14 protein-coding genes and 1 pseudogene are annotated in these 14781 nt (G+C 71.7%); 2 read left to right on the top strand and 13 right to left on the bottom strand.

The annotated features are described in order from the left end of the window. Positions 1-115: 115 nt before the first annotated feature. The 12 genes from OOK40_RS04405 to OOK40_RS04350 all read right to left on the bottom strand — a co-directional run bounded on the left by OOK40_RS04405 (position 116) and on the right by OOK40_RS04350 (position 11505). The gene (locus OOK40_RS04405) at positions 116-1333 is read right to left on the bottom strand and encodes a hypothetical protein (protein ID WP_266476616.1); all 1218 of its coding nucleotides are present in this window, start codon (positions 1331-1333) and stop codon (positions 116-118) included. Next, positions 1330-2217 carry an FAH family protein gene (locus OOK40_RS04400; RefSeq protein ID WP_266476615.1) on the bottom strand — a complete coding sequence of 296 codons (888 nt, stop codon included), beginning with the start codon at positions 2215-2217 and terminating at the stop codon, positions 1330-1332. The genes OOK40_RS04405 and OOK40_RS04400 overlap by 4 nt, the downstream gene beginning before the upstream one ends. An 85-nt stretch (positions 2218-2302) precedes the next feature. Beyond that, positions 2303-3448 (bottom strand): enolase C-terminal domain-like protein, encoded by a 1146-nt coding sequence (locus OOK40_RS04395; protein ID WP_266476614.1) that lies wholly within the window; start codon positions 3446-3448, stop codon positions 2303-2305. Then, positions 3438-4322: an alpha/beta fold hydrolase gene (locus tag OOK40_RS04390; RefSeq protein WP_266476613.1), complete on the bottom strand. Its 885-nt coding sequence runs from the start codon at positions 4320-4322 to the stop codon at positions 3438-3440. The genes OOK40_RS04395 and OOK40_RS04390 overlap by 11 nt, the downstream gene beginning before the upstream one ends. Positions 4323-4367: 45 nt before the next feature. After that, on the bottom strand, positions 4368-6074 hold the full coding sequence (locus OOK40_RS04385; protein WP_266476612.1) for a GH3 auxin-responsive promoter family protein: 1707 nt from the start codon (positions 6072-6074) through the stop codon (positions 4368-4370). Positions 6075-6181: 107 nt separating this feature from the next. Further along, positions 6182-6376, bottom strand: coding sequence for a hypothetical protein (locus OOK40_RS04380; RefSeq protein WP_266476610.1), 195 nt, complete (start codon positions 6374-6376; stop codon positions 6182-6184). Then, complete coding sequence (locus tag OOK40_RS04375) at positions 6373-7065, bottom strand: hypothetical protein (protein ID WP_266476608.1); 693 nt, start codon at positions 7063-7065, stop codon at positions 6373-6375. Before OOK40_RS04375 ends, OOK40_RS04380 begins: the two co-directional genes overlap by 4 nt. Before the next feature lie 307 nt (positions 7066-7372). Then, complete coding sequence (locus OOK40_RS04370; RefSeq protein ID WP_266476607.1) at positions 7373-8179, bottom strand: carbon-nitrogen family hydrolase; 807 nt, start codon at positions 8177-8179, stop codon at positions 7373-7375. A gap of 34 nt (positions 8180-8213) precedes the next feature. Continuing rightward, a complete protein-coding gene (locus OOK40_RS04365) occupies positions 8214-8975 on the bottom strand; it encodes an SDR family NAD(P)-dependent oxidoreductase (RefSeq protein ID WP_266476606.1) in 762 nt (253 codons plus the stop codon). After that, entirely contained in the window at positions 8972-9661 is a 690-nt protein-coding gene (locus OOK40_RS04360) for a TetR family transcriptional regulator (RefSeq protein WP_266476605.1), read from the bottom strand. Before OOK40_RS04360 ends, OOK40_RS04365 begins: the two co-directional genes overlap by 4 nt. A gap of 237 nt (positions 9662-9898) precedes the next feature. Then, positions 9899-10861, bottom strand: coding sequence for an NAD(P)-dependent oxidoreductase (locus OOK40_RS04355; protein WP_266476604.1), 963 nt, complete (start codon positions 10859-10861; stop codon positions 9899-9901). Beyond that, the gene (locus tag OOK40_RS04350) at positions 10858-11505 is read right to left on the bottom strand and encodes a ScbR family autoregulator-binding transcription factor (protein ID WP_266476602.1); all 648 of its coding nucleotides are present in this window, start codon (positions 11503-11505) and stop codon (positions 10858-10860) included. Before OOK40_RS04350 ends, OOK40_RS04355 begins: the two co-directional genes overlap by 4 nt. 140 nt (positions 11506-11645) lie before the next feature. Between OOK40_RS04350 and OOK40_RS04345 the strand changes: the two genes are divergently transcribed. Next, positions 11646-12587 carry a ScbA/BarX family gamma-butyrolactone biosynthesis protein gene (locus OOK40_RS04345; RefSeq protein WP_266476601.1) on the top strand — a complete coding sequence of 314 codons (942 nt, stop codon included), beginning with the start codon at positions 11646-11648 and terminating at the stop codon, positions 12585-12587. A 50-nt stretch (positions 12588-12637) separates the two neighbouring features. Here the strand turns inward: OOK40_RS04345 and OOK40_RS04340 are convergent, their stop codons facing one another. Continuing rightward, positions 12638-13558 (bottom strand): LysR family transcriptional regulator, encoded by a 921-nt coding sequence (locus OOK40_RS04340; RefSeq protein WP_266476599.1) that lies wholly within the window; start codon positions 13556-13558, stop codon positions 12638-12640. Positions 13559-13671: 113 nt separating this feature from the next. On the opposite strand from OOK40_RS04340, the pseudogene OOK40_RS04335 reads away from it, so the two are divergent. Continuing rightward, positions 13672-14708, top strand: a pseudogene (locus tag OOK40_RS04335) (DMT family transporter). Positions 14709-14781: the final 73 nt, after the last annotated feature.

Genomic DNA, 14781 nt, shown 5'->3' with positions numbered 1-14781 from the left:
TGGTTCGAAGCCTGGACTAAAAAATAGAGAACGAACTCTTTGTTTTCAATCGGAGGGCCACCCCCGGCTACGACTTTGAGGAGTCCGCACCCACGCAAGGCTCCCACCTGCGCTTTTACACGGGCAGCAAAGCGGAACGCAGCAGTGCCGCCTCGGTCAGCTCCCGCTCCGCGACCGCCACCCAGGGCCCACCGACGGCGAGAGCTACCGTCAACGCCCCCTTGAACGACGACAGCTGCAGGGTGCCGCCGAGCCGCGTCCCCCCGTGTGCCGCGACGGTCCGGAACCCCGTGACCCTTCCGGCGTGCGGGCCGAGCGCGGTGTCCACCGACCCGGCGTCGGTGACCCGAAGCTCCACCCCGCCCTCCCCCGCCGCCGCCCTCTCCACGGCCCGACGGACAGCGGCGTGCGCGCGCCGCTCCGGACGCCACGCACGCCCCGCCGCGCAGAGCGCCGCCGCGTTCGCCCGGGCCCCGCCCACCGGGTCGCCGCCCGGGCTCGCCCGCAGCGCCGCCCGCACCACGCCCAGCACACAGCCCGGTTCGGTGATCAGCGCCCGCTCGGCGTAGCTCCGCCGCAGGGACACCGCGGTGGCGACCGCGACCTCGGTGCATCCGCTCTCCCGGGCGAGCGCGTCGGCCAGCACGGTCGTGAGAAACCCGCTCACCGTCAACTGCCGCGTTCCGCACCAGGAGCGCAGCCGTCGAGTCGCGTAGGCGCTCAGGGCGAGGGTCACGACATCACCCGCACGCCCCACCTCCTCGGCCTGCCCGTCACTGTCTCCCGCGTACGGCGTCACGGCCCGCTTGCCCCGGCGCGGCGACCCGGAGGGCATGCACACCGCACACCCGCACGCGCCCCCGCCCTCGTAGGTGAGCCCGTCGAGGTCGGGGGGCAGCTCCTGTTCCCCGGGACAGGCGCCCGGCGTGCCGAACAGGGCGTCCAGCAACGGCCGTACGAGGCGGCCGACGGAGTAGCCGTCGCAGATCGCGGGGTGGAGGGTGAGGGAGAAGCGGGTCGTGCCCACCGGGGTCTGCCCGACGCTCAGCCTCCACAGCCGTTCCCCGTCCGCCTCCTGCTCGTGGACGGGGAACGCTCCCGGCGCCCCCTTTCGGAACCACAGCCCCGCGCCGCCGGCGTCCTCGATCCGCAGCGACAGCAGCGGCAGCCGCCGTACCCACAGCTCCACCGCGCGCTCGACCCGCTCCGGGGCGAGGACGCCGTTCACCGTGAAGGTGGTGGTGAGCCGGCCGCTGCCGCGCAGGAGTGCGTGGGCGTAGGCGAACGCCGCCTCCGTGTCGCTGAGCCTGCGCACCCCCTCGCCCCGGCTCACGAGCCCTCGTGCGCGGCGGCCACGAGCGCCGGCGACGCACACCGCACGGTGTTGGAGAGGGTGACGCCATGGCTCTCGAAGTCCAGCGTGACGCGGTCGCCGTCGGCCATGCGGTGGCCGTCGTGGAAGCTGCTGCGGTCGGCGCCGATATAGACGTAGTGGACGCGGCCGGGGGTGAGCAGGGCGTCGTACGAGAACAGCTCGGACATGATGTCGTCGAGCCCGTAGTGCAGAGCCTTGGTGCCGGTGGTGAAGTGGCCCCGCCAGCAGGGCTCGCCGTCCCGTTCGATCGTGACGTGCCCGGTGACATGGCGCGGCGGTTCGCCGAGGAACAGCCAGGGTGCCACGGCCGCGTCGCACAGCTTGGCATAGGAGAGGTGGCCGCGGTGGCGGCGGAAGCGGCCGATGTCGGTGAGGTCGTTGCCGAAGGTGTGGCCGACGTACCGGGGCCGGTGGTCGTCATCGGTGACGTAGACGAGGACGATCTCCGCCTCCTCGGTCAGCGCGACGGAGCCGACGGGGGCGCGCAGTTCCTCCCCGGAGGTCTTCAGCACCTCGCCGAGCCCCTTGAGGAACCAGTTCGGTTGGCTCGGGGTGTCCGCGTCCACCTTGACGTTGTGGGTCTGCATGAAGCCGCCGACCATGGCGTCGCCGAGGTGGTCGGGCAGCAGGGGCGGCCGGAAGGACACGGCGTCGCGTTCGCTCGCGGGAATGGTCACTGTCTCGGCGGCGGCGAGCAGCACGGCGACGTCGCCGCCCTCGACGAGCAGCTTCCCCAGGTCCAGGTTTCCGAGCGGGGTGACGTGCAACGGCTCGCCGTCCTCGGGAAGTCCGAGGCCGAAATAGCGGCCGCCCCGGTAGGTGCATTCGAACAGTACGGTCATGACGGTCCTGCCTTTCGGGCATGGGTGTGCGGGGTGTGATGTGCGAGTGGGAAGAGACAGCAGACGGTACGAGCGATGGGCGGGCTCAGAGGTCCCGTACCGCCCAGCGCTCCGCGCTCGCGGCGAGGTCCATGCCCCAGCCGGTGCCTCCCGCCGGTGACAGGGTGTTGGTGTCACGGTCGACGGCGGGGGGCGGGGCGACGATCATCTCGGGGAAGAAGCGGTCGGACTGGCCGGCCTCGACGGTGAGCGCGTCCGGGTGGCCGAAGGCCAGCGCCCGGCCCGAGTTGATGAGCGGGCCGACCTCGGCGACCTGGACGCCGAACTGAAAGCGGACCCCGTTCTCCCGGGCGTAGTCGACGAGCCCGGCGGCCGGCAGCGGCCCCCCGTTCTTCGACACCCGGATGTTGAACGCGTCGCACGCCCCGGACTCCACCGCCGTACGGGCGTCCCGGGCCGCGCACACCGACTCGTCCAGCATGATCCGCACCCCGCCGTCGCGCCGCAGCACGCGCAGCGCCTCCCAGGAGCCCTTGGGCAGCGGTTCCTCCACATAGTCGACGCCTGCCTCGCGCAGCCGACGGGCGTGGTCGACCGCGTTCGCGGGGGTCCAGCACATATTGGCGTCGACCATGATCGGTACGTCGTCGCCGATCCTGTCGCGGATGGTGCGGACGGTCCGGGCGTCGTGCTCGACGTCGTCCGACGCCTTGATCTTCACGAAGTGGAAAGGCCCCCGGGTGGCGAGGAACTCCTCGGCGTCCAGGCTGAGATCGAGCACCTGGGAGACGGGCAGGGGCGGTGGAGTCCCGCCCTCTCCCCCCGGCAGCAGAGCGCGCGCGCCAAGACCCAGCCGCCGCCCCAGCCAGTCGAGCACCGCCGTCTCCAGCAGGCAGAGCAGATTGTTGCCGCCGTCGATCCCGAAGGTCCGCGCGAAGCCGTCCCGGTGAAGCAGGCCCAGCAGTTCCTCCGGGTCGCGGCCGGTCAGCAGCGCGAACGGCGCGGCGAAGTCGACCTGTTCGAGCGCGGTGCGCACACTCGCGGTGGTCTCGCCGGTGACGTACGAGCGCGGCGCGCACTCCCCGATGCCGTCCACACCGTCGGCCGAGAGCCTCAGGACCAGGCTGTCGGACGTACGGCGCCGGGCGGCGGGATGGTCGAACGGCGTCCGCATGGGCAGCTCGACGTGGTACAGCCGGGCCCGTCCGGAACTCCCGGCCTCAGGCGCCACGGTTCACCCCCTGGAGCAGGGTGTACGTCGACGTCCAGTCGACCAGGTCGCCGCTGACGTCGGTATAGAAGAGGTAGTGCTTGTCGCTGGGGAACTTCATGATCGATCCGCGCGCGGAGACCAGGTCCTGGAAGACGGAGTGGGCCGCGTCGAGGTTCACGATCGGGTCGGTCATCCCGGAGACGAAGGTGGCCGCAGGCACCCGTGGCGTCGTACGCCCGCGCGTCAGATACAGCTGCTCCAGCTCCAGCAGCACGGCCCTCGACCGCCGCGTCAACTGCCGTACGGCCAGGTCGTCGTGGTCGATGAAGTGCTGGTACTTGACATCGTCGGTGAAGTCGGCGGCCTTCAGCCCCGCGTCCCACGGCTCCTCGCTCGCTTCCGCCACGATCGCCGCACGCGTGTCCGCGTCGAGCGTGGCGTGCATCCGGCCGAGCCAGGACGAGCAGAACACGGCCGCGTCGTACGAGGTGGTGAACCCCTCGTAGCTCATCAGGGCCGCCATGAAGGAGCCGCCGAGGCAGTGCCCGAACAGGGACAGGGGTACGGTGTCGCCGATCATCTCCCGGACGAACGCGACGGCCTTGGCGTAGTCGCCGAGGACGGTGTCGACGTCCGGTATCTCGCCCCGCGCCCCGGGGCTTATGCCGCTGCCGCGCCGGTCCAGGACGAAGAAGGCGATGTCGTTGTCGGCGAACTGCGGGCCCACTTCCCACAGCCACCCGGCGTGGCTCTGCAGCCCGTGGAAGTAGAAGACGGCTCCCCTGATCTGCTCCGGCCGCCACACGTGCAGGGCGAGCCGGGTGGCGTCGCCGCACGGCAGGTCGATGATCTCGCGGCGGGTGTTCTGCGGGGGCCTGAGGGTTTCCAGCACGGTCAACTCTCCTTGTTCAATGAGCAGTTGGTGATGTCAGGGCGGTCAGTCGGTCACGACCGCGTCGACGAAGTCGGTGTCCTTCTGGAACGGCTTGTACTTGTACTGAGTCGCGTTGCCCGGCTGCCGCCGCGACTCGACATACGCGGCGATCGCGCCCTGCGCCACGGTCCGCACTTGCAGGCCGGCGAGCCGTCCGCTGTCCCGCTTCGAGGCGTACTCGATGTTGATGACGGACAGCTCGCGGTCGATGGCGGCGGACAGCTCCACATCCAGCTCGTCCCCCGGGGCGGGTACTTCGACGACGACGGTGTAGGACGGCGGCTCGTCCCAGCGCGGCCCGCACATGTACAGCCCGGTGTCGAGACCGCTGCCTTCGAGTCCCTGCCGGATGGCCTGGGTGACCTGGCCCTCGGTGATCTTCTCGCCGGTGAAGGAGTGGAAGACGCCGTCGCGGTGGGTGAAGTGGATCCAGGGCGTGTCGTCGACGATCCGGTCGACACGGTAGATGTCGCCGGTCCACAGCCGGTAGAGGCCGTTCCCCTGGGACATGATCAGGTGGTAGTCGCGGCCCGCCTCGACCTCGTCGTACAGCAGGGTCTCGATCTTCTCGCCGGCGTCGAGGAGCTGCCCGAGCGGTACGTCGGCGGGGACGAACTCGAACCAGGCCTGGCTCACGGCGAGCGGCTGGCTCTCCAGGGTGTCGTCCACGGGGATGGTGGTGACTCCCTCGGTGCCGCAGCTCATGAACGGCAGCTTGGCGACGCCGGGCAGTACGGCGTCCAGGCGCGGCCGGTACAGCTCGGCGGAGGCCGACAGCCAGCAGCTGTAGAGGGTGAGGGACGGCCAGACGTCGACGAGGCTGAAGTCACGCTTGGCCAGGGCCTGTTCGAGGTGGAGCGCGGCCTTCTCGTCGGGCTCGGTCCACGGCCTGCCCTGAAGGGTGCCCTCGCGCAGGTCGCGCACCAGTTCGGCGCCGTGCTCGGCGAACAGGTCGCGCAGCGAGACGAGCGTGCTGGGGTTGATCGCCGAGATGTAGTGCAGGTCCTTGCCGACGAGGTGCCGTACGCGGTGGTACATCCGCCCGGCGTGGCTGGTGGGCGTGTCGGGGCCGAACCACGGGGACTCGTACCACGGCGGGTTCCAGTCCCGGCTGTTGATCTGCGGGTGGCGGTTGCTGATCGCCTGGTGCTCGACCCCGTGCACGAAGTCATAGACGTCCTCCCGGACGCTCTGGGTGTCGAGCGTGGCCCAGGGGTGGGCGAGGATCTCCGGGTGGTGCTCCAGGTAGGTGCCCCACATGGCCTTCATCGCGGGGATCCGGTACTTCAGCAGCCAGTGCAGCGTGTACGGGACGCGCTTGGGGGTGCCCGTCGTCCCGCTGGTCTTGAGCCAGCGCAGTACGGGGCTGCACGAGAGGATGCCGCCCTTGGTGCGGGTCTCCCGGTCGATCTGCTCGACGAAGTCGTTGTAGCGCATGATCGGCAGCACGGAACGGAAGGTGCCGGGGTCGGCGGCGATGACGTCGTACCCCTCCTCTTTCCAGTGCAGCGAGCTGGCGCCGATGTCGATGAGGTCGTCCAGAACGCGGGCCTGGGCGGCACCCGGGTCCTTCAGATCGGCGAGCAGGCTCTCCCGGGCCCGGAAGCACTCCTCGACGAAGGGGGCACGGCGGGCCTGCCAGTGCTGCTGCCACTGGGTTGTCCGGGGTGTGTCCTGGGTGGTTGTCCGGGGTGTCTGGGGTGTCTCCACTGTTGTCTCTCCTCAGGTGCCGACCCGTTTCCGGGCAGGCGAAAGCGCCGCGCGGCGGGGGCCGAACGGTGATGTGGGTGTGGGGTGTTACGTGGTGCCGGGGGCTCTTAGGTGGCGCTCTCGCGGGCCACGAGCGCGGTCAGCTCGTTCAGGTCGTACAGGGCCTGGTGCTTGGTGCCGTACCGGGTGATCTTGCCTCGGCGGGCCCACTGGCGGATCGTGCCCTCGCGGACGCCGAGGGCGAGGGCGGCGAGCGAGGTGGGGACGCGCTTGCCGCGCGGGGTATGCACGTCGTTGCTCATGCCGACTCCTTGGCCACGGCTGTGGATTGACGCTGATTCAGGAGGAGCCACTGGCGTGGCGTGAGTACGTGTCCCGCGCCGCACATCGGTCCGCGCAGCACCAGGTCGTCGCCGCCGCGCCCGGGCAGCGACACCTCGGCGTCGCAGCCGGGCTCCACGCACCGGCCGAGCGGTACGAGTTCGGGCCTGGGCGGCGCCACGACGAGCCGCAGGGCGGTGGCGACCTGGGAGATCTCGTCGGCCGCCGGGCCCGCGGCGGAGTGGGCGGCCAGGAAGTCGACGTGGCGGCGGAGGAAGGCGGCCAGTTCGGGGACGGTACGGCCGGGTGGTGCTCCGGTGTCCGCGTCCGTGCACTCGTCCAGCACGAGCCGGGCCCATGAGGCCAGGCGTACGACGGCGTCGTGGCGGGCCTCCAGCGCCGCGTCGCTCACGGCCGGCGCGTCCGGGCGGTGGCCCGTGACCCGGGCGAGGCCCGCTCGCCGCGCGGGGAGTACGAGTTGCTGCTCGCTGTCGTGGTGGAGCGCGGGCAGCGCCGCCAGGTCGGCCGCGAGGGCGCGCCCGCACGATCCGCAGAGCCGGGCACCGGGCGCGGCGGACCTGCGCCGCAGCGCGTCGGAACGGGCCGCCCGGCGGCAGCGGTGGGACGCGCACTGCTCCGGGCGGGACTGCGAGGGGGCCGGGTCGGCCATGGTCGCCTCACCTTCGTGGGAAACAAAAAAAGCGCCGCTCGATGGCGACGCGACGGCAGTGCGAGGGCCCTTGGGAGAGTTCCCGGAACTCCCGGAGTCCCTGAAAGGGTTCCTGGAAGTGGGCAGACTGCCTCGCGAAAGAGTGTTACACGTCTGCCGCGTGGGCCGCAAGGGGCTGAGGGAAAAGAACCAACTGGATTGCGGGGAGCAGCAGTTGATGGCGTGGACGGTCCGCGTCGGGCACGGACGACAGGTGCCGCCCGCCCCGACGGTCGCGGGGCGGGCGGCACCTGTCGCCGGGGCTCGGTCACCGGGGCGTCGGCACACCGAGCACTCGGTCGCGGAGCGCGGGGAACTCGGCTCGGGACTTCGCCACGAATGCCGGATCGAGGTCGACGACGAGCGTCTCCTCCCCCGGCCCGGCCTCGGCGAGGACCTCGCCCCACGGGTCGACCACGACACTGTGCCCGGCCTGTTCGACCCCGGCGTGTGTGCCGGCCGTGCCGCAGGCGAGGACGTACGCCTGGGACTCGACGGCCCGGGCGCGGGCCAGCAGTGACCAGTGGGCGCGGCGGACGGCGGGCCAGCCGGCCGGGACGAGGAACAGTTCGGCACCGGCGTCCACCAGGAGCCTGAACTGCTCGGGGAAGCGCAGGTCGTAGCAGGTGGCGAGCCCGGCGGTGAGTCCGGCCGTCCCGGGCCCGTCGAGCACGGCGGTGACGGTCTCCTCTCCCCTGGCCAGCAGGGTCGCCTCGCCGCGGTCGAAGCCGAAGCGGTGGATCTTCCGGTACGTCCGGTGCGGGGTGCCGTCGGGTGCGAACACCAGGGAGGTGTTGTACAGGGCATCGCCCACGCCGCGCTCGATGATCGAGCCCGCGTGCAGCCAGACCCGTGCGGCGGCCGCGGCCTCGCCCATGGCCAGGGCCGTGGGCCCGTCGAGCGACTCGGCCCGCTCGCGGAACGTGTCGAAGGCGAACGCGCCGACCGTCCAGAGTTCCGGCAACAGCACGAGGTCGGCGGTGTGTTGCTCGCGGACGAGGGCGGCTACGCGGTCACGCCGCTCGGCGACGGGTTCGTCCGGTCGTACGGCGATCTGCAGGAGCGCGGCGCGCACGTTGTCTCCGTTCGTGGTGGGTGAGTACGGGGGGTCAGCGCAGGTGGGAGGCGCCATTGACGTCGATCACGGTGCCGCTGCACCACTCGGCCCCGGTGCTGCTCAGCCAGGCGACAGCGGCCGCGACGTCCGAGGGCACGGCGATCCTGCCGAGCGGGCTCTGCCGGCGCATGTCGTCCTCGGCGGGCCCGACGAGCATGGGTTCCGTGAGGTCGGTGCGGACGAATCCCGGGGCGACGGCGGTCACCGCGATGCCGAGCGGGCCGAGCGACTGGGCGAGCGACTGGGTCAGCGCGTGCAGCGCGGCCTTGGTCGCGCCGTAGGCGGGGGCGTTGGGTTCGCCGCGGTAGGCGCCGCGCGAGCCGATGTTGACGATGCGCGCGCCCTGGGGGCCCTGCAGCCGGTGGCGGAGGTGGTCGACGTGGTGCCAGATGAGATCGGCGGGGCCGAGGAGGTTGACGTCGACCAGGCGCCGCCAGCCGGCCCGCCAGTCCTCGTACGAGGTGGTGGCGACGGGCTGTTCGGTGTAGACGCCGGCGTTGTTGACGAGGACGTCGACCGTGCCGAGCTGTTCGACCGCGGATTCGATGATCTTCCGAGCCGCTCCTGGTGCGCCGACATCGCCGGTGACGAGGGCGTGCCCAGTGCCGGGCAGGGCGTCCAGCACGGCCTTCGCGGCGGCGGAGTCGGTACGGCAATGCACGGCCACCCGGTGCCCGGCGGCGGCGAGTTCGGTCGCGATGGCGGCCCCGATGCCCCGGGAACCGCCGGTGACGAGCGCGCAGCGTCGAGTCATGGAGTGAGCCTTTTCGTAGCGGTTGAGGATGAGGCCGAGGACGAGGGAGCGGCGGCGCCCGGTGGAAACAGGTCGGCGCCCGTGGGACACGCCTCGGCGGCGATCGGCGGCCCGGGATCGAACACCAGCGCCCACAGACACTCCAGGTGGGTCCGGACCTCCTTGCCGGTGCGTCCCGCGCGCAGGGCCGCCTCGGCGCCCGCCGTGAGGTAGACGGCCAGCAGTTCCAGTAGGTCGGGCTCGGGTCCGGGGCCGGGCCTTTCGCGGGTCGGGGCCACTACCTCCCGCAAGGCGGCGCGCCAGACGGTGTGCCAGTGGCAGGGGACGGCCTGCTCCTGGGTGAGCCGGGCCGCGGCGCGGACGGTGACCTCCTCGTCCAGCAGCCGGGCCACCACGAAGGTGAACTCGGCGACCGGCAGGAGCGTGCCGGCCGGGGTGAGTCGTGCCAGCGCATGACGGGTGGCGTCCTCGGCCTCGTGGCAGACGGCGGTGGCCAGGTCCGCCTTGGCGGGGAAGTGAAAGGTGAGCGCTCCCATCGTCACCCCGCAGGCCCGGTGCACGGCGGACAGTGAGGTACCGGCGTACCCCTGCCGGTCGAACTCGATGGCCGCCGCCGCGATCAGCGCCTGCCGGGTGCGTTCCGCTCTCACCTGCTTGACCATGGGCTTGACCTCGGTATCCGTCACGGGAACTGACTCCCACGGGCCGCAGGACGGCGTTGCGCGCTCCGGGCACCGGGGGTGGGGACCCGTCGTTGCCCTCCCGCCCGCCGTACTTTCGTTCATGGGACGAGAGGGCAGGGCCCTCAGTTTTGCGAACCTACCGCCGCTTTCCCCCGCGGACGCCCCGCGTGCCCAACTCGGCAACAACTTGGCCAAGTTGGGTGGATTCCCCCTTGGTCGCCGTCCGAGTGGCCCGCGCCATCACCCCTCCCCAAGCCACCCCCGATACCACCCCGCCGCCCCAACCAACCGCTCCAGCGGCCCCGGTCCCGGCGCGCAGCCCGTCAACCGCCAGATCTCCTCGCTCTCGTACCAGTGATCCCGGGCCAGCAGTGCGAACTGCCGTTCGCTGATGTGGCCCGGGGCCTCCCGCAGGCGCGCCAGACACTGGTCCCACGGCAAGTCACCGGCCACCGACGGCAAGACGTCCAGTTCCGCGAGCCGGGCCATCAGGTCACGGTTGCGCACCGGCACCGGATGGCTGGCGTGGAACACCCCGGAGGGCACCTCGTGGTCCGGGGCCAAGGCCACCGCGGTCACCAGCCGGGCCAGGTCTTCGACGTCCACCGCGGACACCCGCCCGCGCCCGCCGTCCCACCGCGTCGGCACCCGCCGGAGCAGTTCGCCGAGCGCGGGCACGACCCAGCGGTCCCCGGCCCCGAGTACGAGACCGGGCCGTAGCACCACTCCGCCCGCGTCGAGCGCGATCCGCTCGGCGGCCAACCGGGTACGGCTGGCCGCCGACACCGGCGCCGGCGTGACCCCGTCGACGGCGATGCCCCGGTGCGGCCCGGGCCCGTACACCGCCGCCGTGGACAGGTGGACGACGCGCCCCACCCCGGCCCGCCGGGCCTCGGCGACGATCGCCCGGGTGCCGCCGACGTTCGTCCGCTCGCACTCCTCCGCATCGCCGTCGACCCGGCAGGCGAGATGCACGAGGACATCCGCGCCGCTCGCCACACCGTCCAGCGACGCCGGGTCCGACAGATCAGCCCGTACCCACTCCACACCCGCCGAGGCCCCGGCACCCGCGGGAACCCCGCGGACGACCGCACGCACCTCAACCCCTCCCCCGTCGGCGCCCCCTTCGCGCAGCAGAGCCCCGAGCACTGCCCGCCCCACGAACCCGGTCGAGCCCGTCAGCAACACCCGGACGGGCCTCATGAAGCGGCAGCCTCCCCCGTCGCTTTCGTCCCCTCACCGTTCCCCGGGAACTCCAGAGTGGCGACGACCTCAGCCGGCGCGAGGGCCGGCAGCAGACATCGCAGCATGTTCTCTATGCGTTCGGGCAGGTCGGCCCGATTGGTGGCGAGCCGCGACATGATCTGCGTCCCGGTGTACGCGGCGACGATCACCTGCGGGAACGCGCCCTCGTCGACGTCGGGACGCAGCTGCCCGAGCTCACGTGCCTCCGCGAGATGCGTACCGAACTGCTCGGCCCACCAGTCGTAGATCGAGTAGTCGAGGAGGTTCACCTCGCTCTGCTCGACGGCCAGCCGCACACCCGCCCGGAACAGCACATTCGAGCGCATCTCCACGGCCAGGTACTGGCACACGTCGATCAGCTGCTGCAGGCCCTTCTTCTCACGGGGCCACCGCAGCTCGGCGGCCTGGTCGACGATGACCGCCCGGGCCAGCTCCTCCTTCGACTTGAAGTGGAAGTACATGGCTCCAGTCGTGGTGCCCGCCTGCTGCAGGATCGCGTTCAGACCCGCGCCGTGGTACCCGGCCTGGTCGAACACCTCCGCAGCCGCGTGGATGAGCGCGGCCCGCGTCCGCTCCGCACGTTCCTGTCGTTGTCGCGCCATCAGCGGACTCCCTCATTCCCGTAGACAAACAAAAAGAACGACCTCTATTTTATTCACGTCGGCGCCGCCCTGTCACTGCGAGCGCCCTCGCTTCACCTGCGCGTGCCCATCGGAGAGTCACCGCAACAGGGGGATCAGCCATGTCCATCAGCCTTGCCCAGCACACCCTTGAAAACCGTTTTGAGATGGTTTCGCCCGCTTTCACACACAAGACGAACCAGGACGAAGTGCTGTTGCGCGACTGGCGCCGGACCGCGCTCGACGCCTTCACCGTCACAGCCGCCTGGCCCGCCACACACCCGTTCTACGTCAACCGCCTGGGCCTGCACGACCCGCTTCTGCTCAGCGAGACCGTACGCCAGACACTGCCGCTGCTGTCCCACGGCGCCTACCAGGCGCCGTTCGGCCACCAATTGCTGTGGAAGGACTTCGCCTGGAGCCTCGACCCGTCGGCCGCGTACGCCGACGGCGACCCGGCCCAGCTGGAACTGCACATCACCTGCCCCGAGGTGACGTACCGTCGCGAGCGCGCCGCCGCGATATCCCTGAGAGTCGACGTCGAGCGCGCCGGCCGACACCTCGCCTCGGCCCGCTCCCGCTTCACCATCCAGGACCGCACCGTCTACAACCGGCTCCGCGGCCCGTACGCCGACGCGACCGCGGCCACCGCGCGCGCCGTGCCGCTGCCACCGCCGGCCGGTCTCACGCAGTTCGGCCGCGACCGTTTCGAGGACGTGGTGCTCGCCGCCACCGACCGCCCCGACCGCTGGCAGCTGCGCGTCGACACCACCCACCCCACACTCTTCGACCACCTCGTCGACCACGCCCCGGGCATGCTGCTCCTGGAAGCCGCCCGCCAGGCGGCCCTGGCCACGGCACACCCCGACACGATGACGGTCACCGGCATGGACTCCGACTTCGTCCGCTACGCCGAGATGGACGTCCCCTGCTGGGTGGAGGCCGAGCAACTGGCGGACCCCGACCAGGTGCGGATCAGCGCTCGACAGCACGGCAAGGAGATCTTCGCCAGCGTGGTCACCCTGGCCGCCGTACCCAGCGCGCACGGCGCGCACGGCGCCTGACATGCGCCCCTTACGCCCCCGCCGCGGACCCGCACCCCCGCAGGCCGCGGTCATTCCGACCGGGGCTCATCGGGCGGGTCGGCGGTGGCGGCCGCGTCCCGCAGCGCGTCCAACAGGCCGCGCAGGGCCGGCTGTTCGAGGGCGGTCTCCCGGGCGGCGGCCGAGATCACCCGGAGCGGCTCGGGGTTGCGGACCGGGCGCACGACGACACCGGGGTGCTGGTTGCGCAGCCCGAGCCGCGGCATCAGACCGACGCCGAGACCGGCCGCGACGAAGCCCTGCGCGGTCGCGTAGTCCTCGCTCTGGATGACGAAGTCGGGGCTGAAGCCGGCCGCCGCGCAGGAGTCGATGACGGGTTCGAGGCAGGGGCCGGGGGGCTCGCTGCCGACCCACTGCTCACCGGACAACTCGTGCAGGTCGATCACCTCCTTGCCGGCGAGCGGATGGCCGAGGGGCAGTACGGCCGCGTACGGGTCGTCGAGGAGGTGGACGAGTCGGAAGCGGTCGCCTGTGCGGTCCTGCGCCTGGACCACCACGGCCAGGTCGGCCCGGCCCCGCGCCACCTCCTGGAACGGGTCCTCCGGGTCGGTGAGTTCGAGGTCGACGCGGACGCCGGGGTGCTCGGCGCGGAGTCTGGCCAGGGCGGGCGCCACCAGCGTGGAGCCGGCCGTGGCGAAGTAGCGGACCGACAGCCGGCCGGTGCGTCCGGCGCGGAGGTCGGCGAGCGCGGTCTCCGCCTGGGCGACCGCCGAGCCGATCAGCGCCGCGTGCTCGGTGAGCAGCAGCCCGGCCGCCGTGGGGCGCACCCCGCGGCCGACCCGCTCGAGCAGCGCCGTACCTGCCTGTTTCTCCAGCGCCGCCACCTGCTGGCTGACGGCGGACGGGGTGTAGCCCAAGTGGGCCGCGGCGGCGGTGACCGTGCCACTGGTGACCACCGCGCGCAGGACCTGCAGTCGCCTCACATCAAGCATGTAGCACAGCTTAACAGTATGAGTAGAACCATTTGCTTGTCCTCAAGTCTTAGCTGAGGCACCTTCGTAGGACAGGGACGAGAAAACCACCGAACGAGAACGGGGGAAACGCCATGAGCGACAACAGCGGTACGCGGGGCCTGTGGGGTGGATTACGGGTGGCCGTGCTCGCCCTGCTGTGGGGCTCGACCTTCCTCTGGACCGAGCTGGCGCTGCGCGGGCTCTCCCCGCTCCAGGTCACGCTCGCGCGCTGTGTCCTCGGTGCGCTCGTCCTCGTCGTCGCCTGCTATGCGACGGGGCACCGGCTGCCGAGGGGCGTCGCCTGGCGGCACATCGTCGTCGCGGCCTTCTTCTGCAACGCCCTGCCGTTCGCCCTGTTCAGCGTGGGCCAGCAGACCGTCGACTCCGGGCTCGCGGGCGTCCTGAACGCCACGACCCCGCTCTGGTCGATCGCCCTCGGTCTCGCCCTCGGCTCGGAGCGCGGGCTGCGGCCCGTACGGCTGGCGGGTCTTCTGCTCGGCTTCACCGGCACGATCGTCATCTTCGCCCCCTGGCAGACGACCGGGGCAACCGGCTGGGGCGCCCTCGCGATCCTGGGCGCCGCCGCCAGCTACGCCGTCGCGTTCACGTACATGGGCCGCACCCTGGTCCGCAGGGGCACGCCCACGATCTCGCTCTCCGCGGCCCAGCTCGTCGCCGCAAGCGGACTGACCGCCCTCGCGGTGCCGATCGGCGGCCTGGAGTCGATCGACCCCGGCCCGACGGTCCTGGTCGCGGCCGTCGTCCTCAGCGTCTTCTGCACCGCAATCACCTTCCACCTCACCTACCGGATCATCAACGACGAGGGCGCGACCAACGCCGCCGTGGTCGGCTATCTGCTGCCGGTGGTGTCCGTGCTGCTGGGGGCGGTCGTCCTGGGCGAGGACCTGAGCGTCCGGGGGTGCTGGGGATGGCCGTGGTGCTGGTGGGTGTGGGGATGACCCGGAGGCAGGGGGCGGCTGCGGAAGCTGTGGCTGCTGCCGAAGAACCGGCCGTCGAGGAGTCGGCCACCCCCGGGCTGGCCCCGGACCTCGGCTCGGTCGACGCCGAGCCCACCCCGGAAGACCGCCCGGCCGAGGCCCCGCGCCCCCTTCTGGAAAAGACCCGGTGACCTAGGCCGCGCCGGAGCCCCGGCTGTAGCCGGCGTACCGCGAGCTGACCGAGAAGGCGGTCTTCACGGACCT

This window comes from Streptomyces sp. NBC_01481 (assembly GCF_026339995.1).
In the GTDB taxonomy this organism is placed as follows: Bacteria; Actinomycetota; Actinomycetes; order Streptomycetales; family Streptomycetaceae; genus Streptomyces.
The sequence above is the reverse complement of the archived record's forward strand: the minus strand, read 5'-3'. Positions and strand labels throughout refer to the sequence as shown.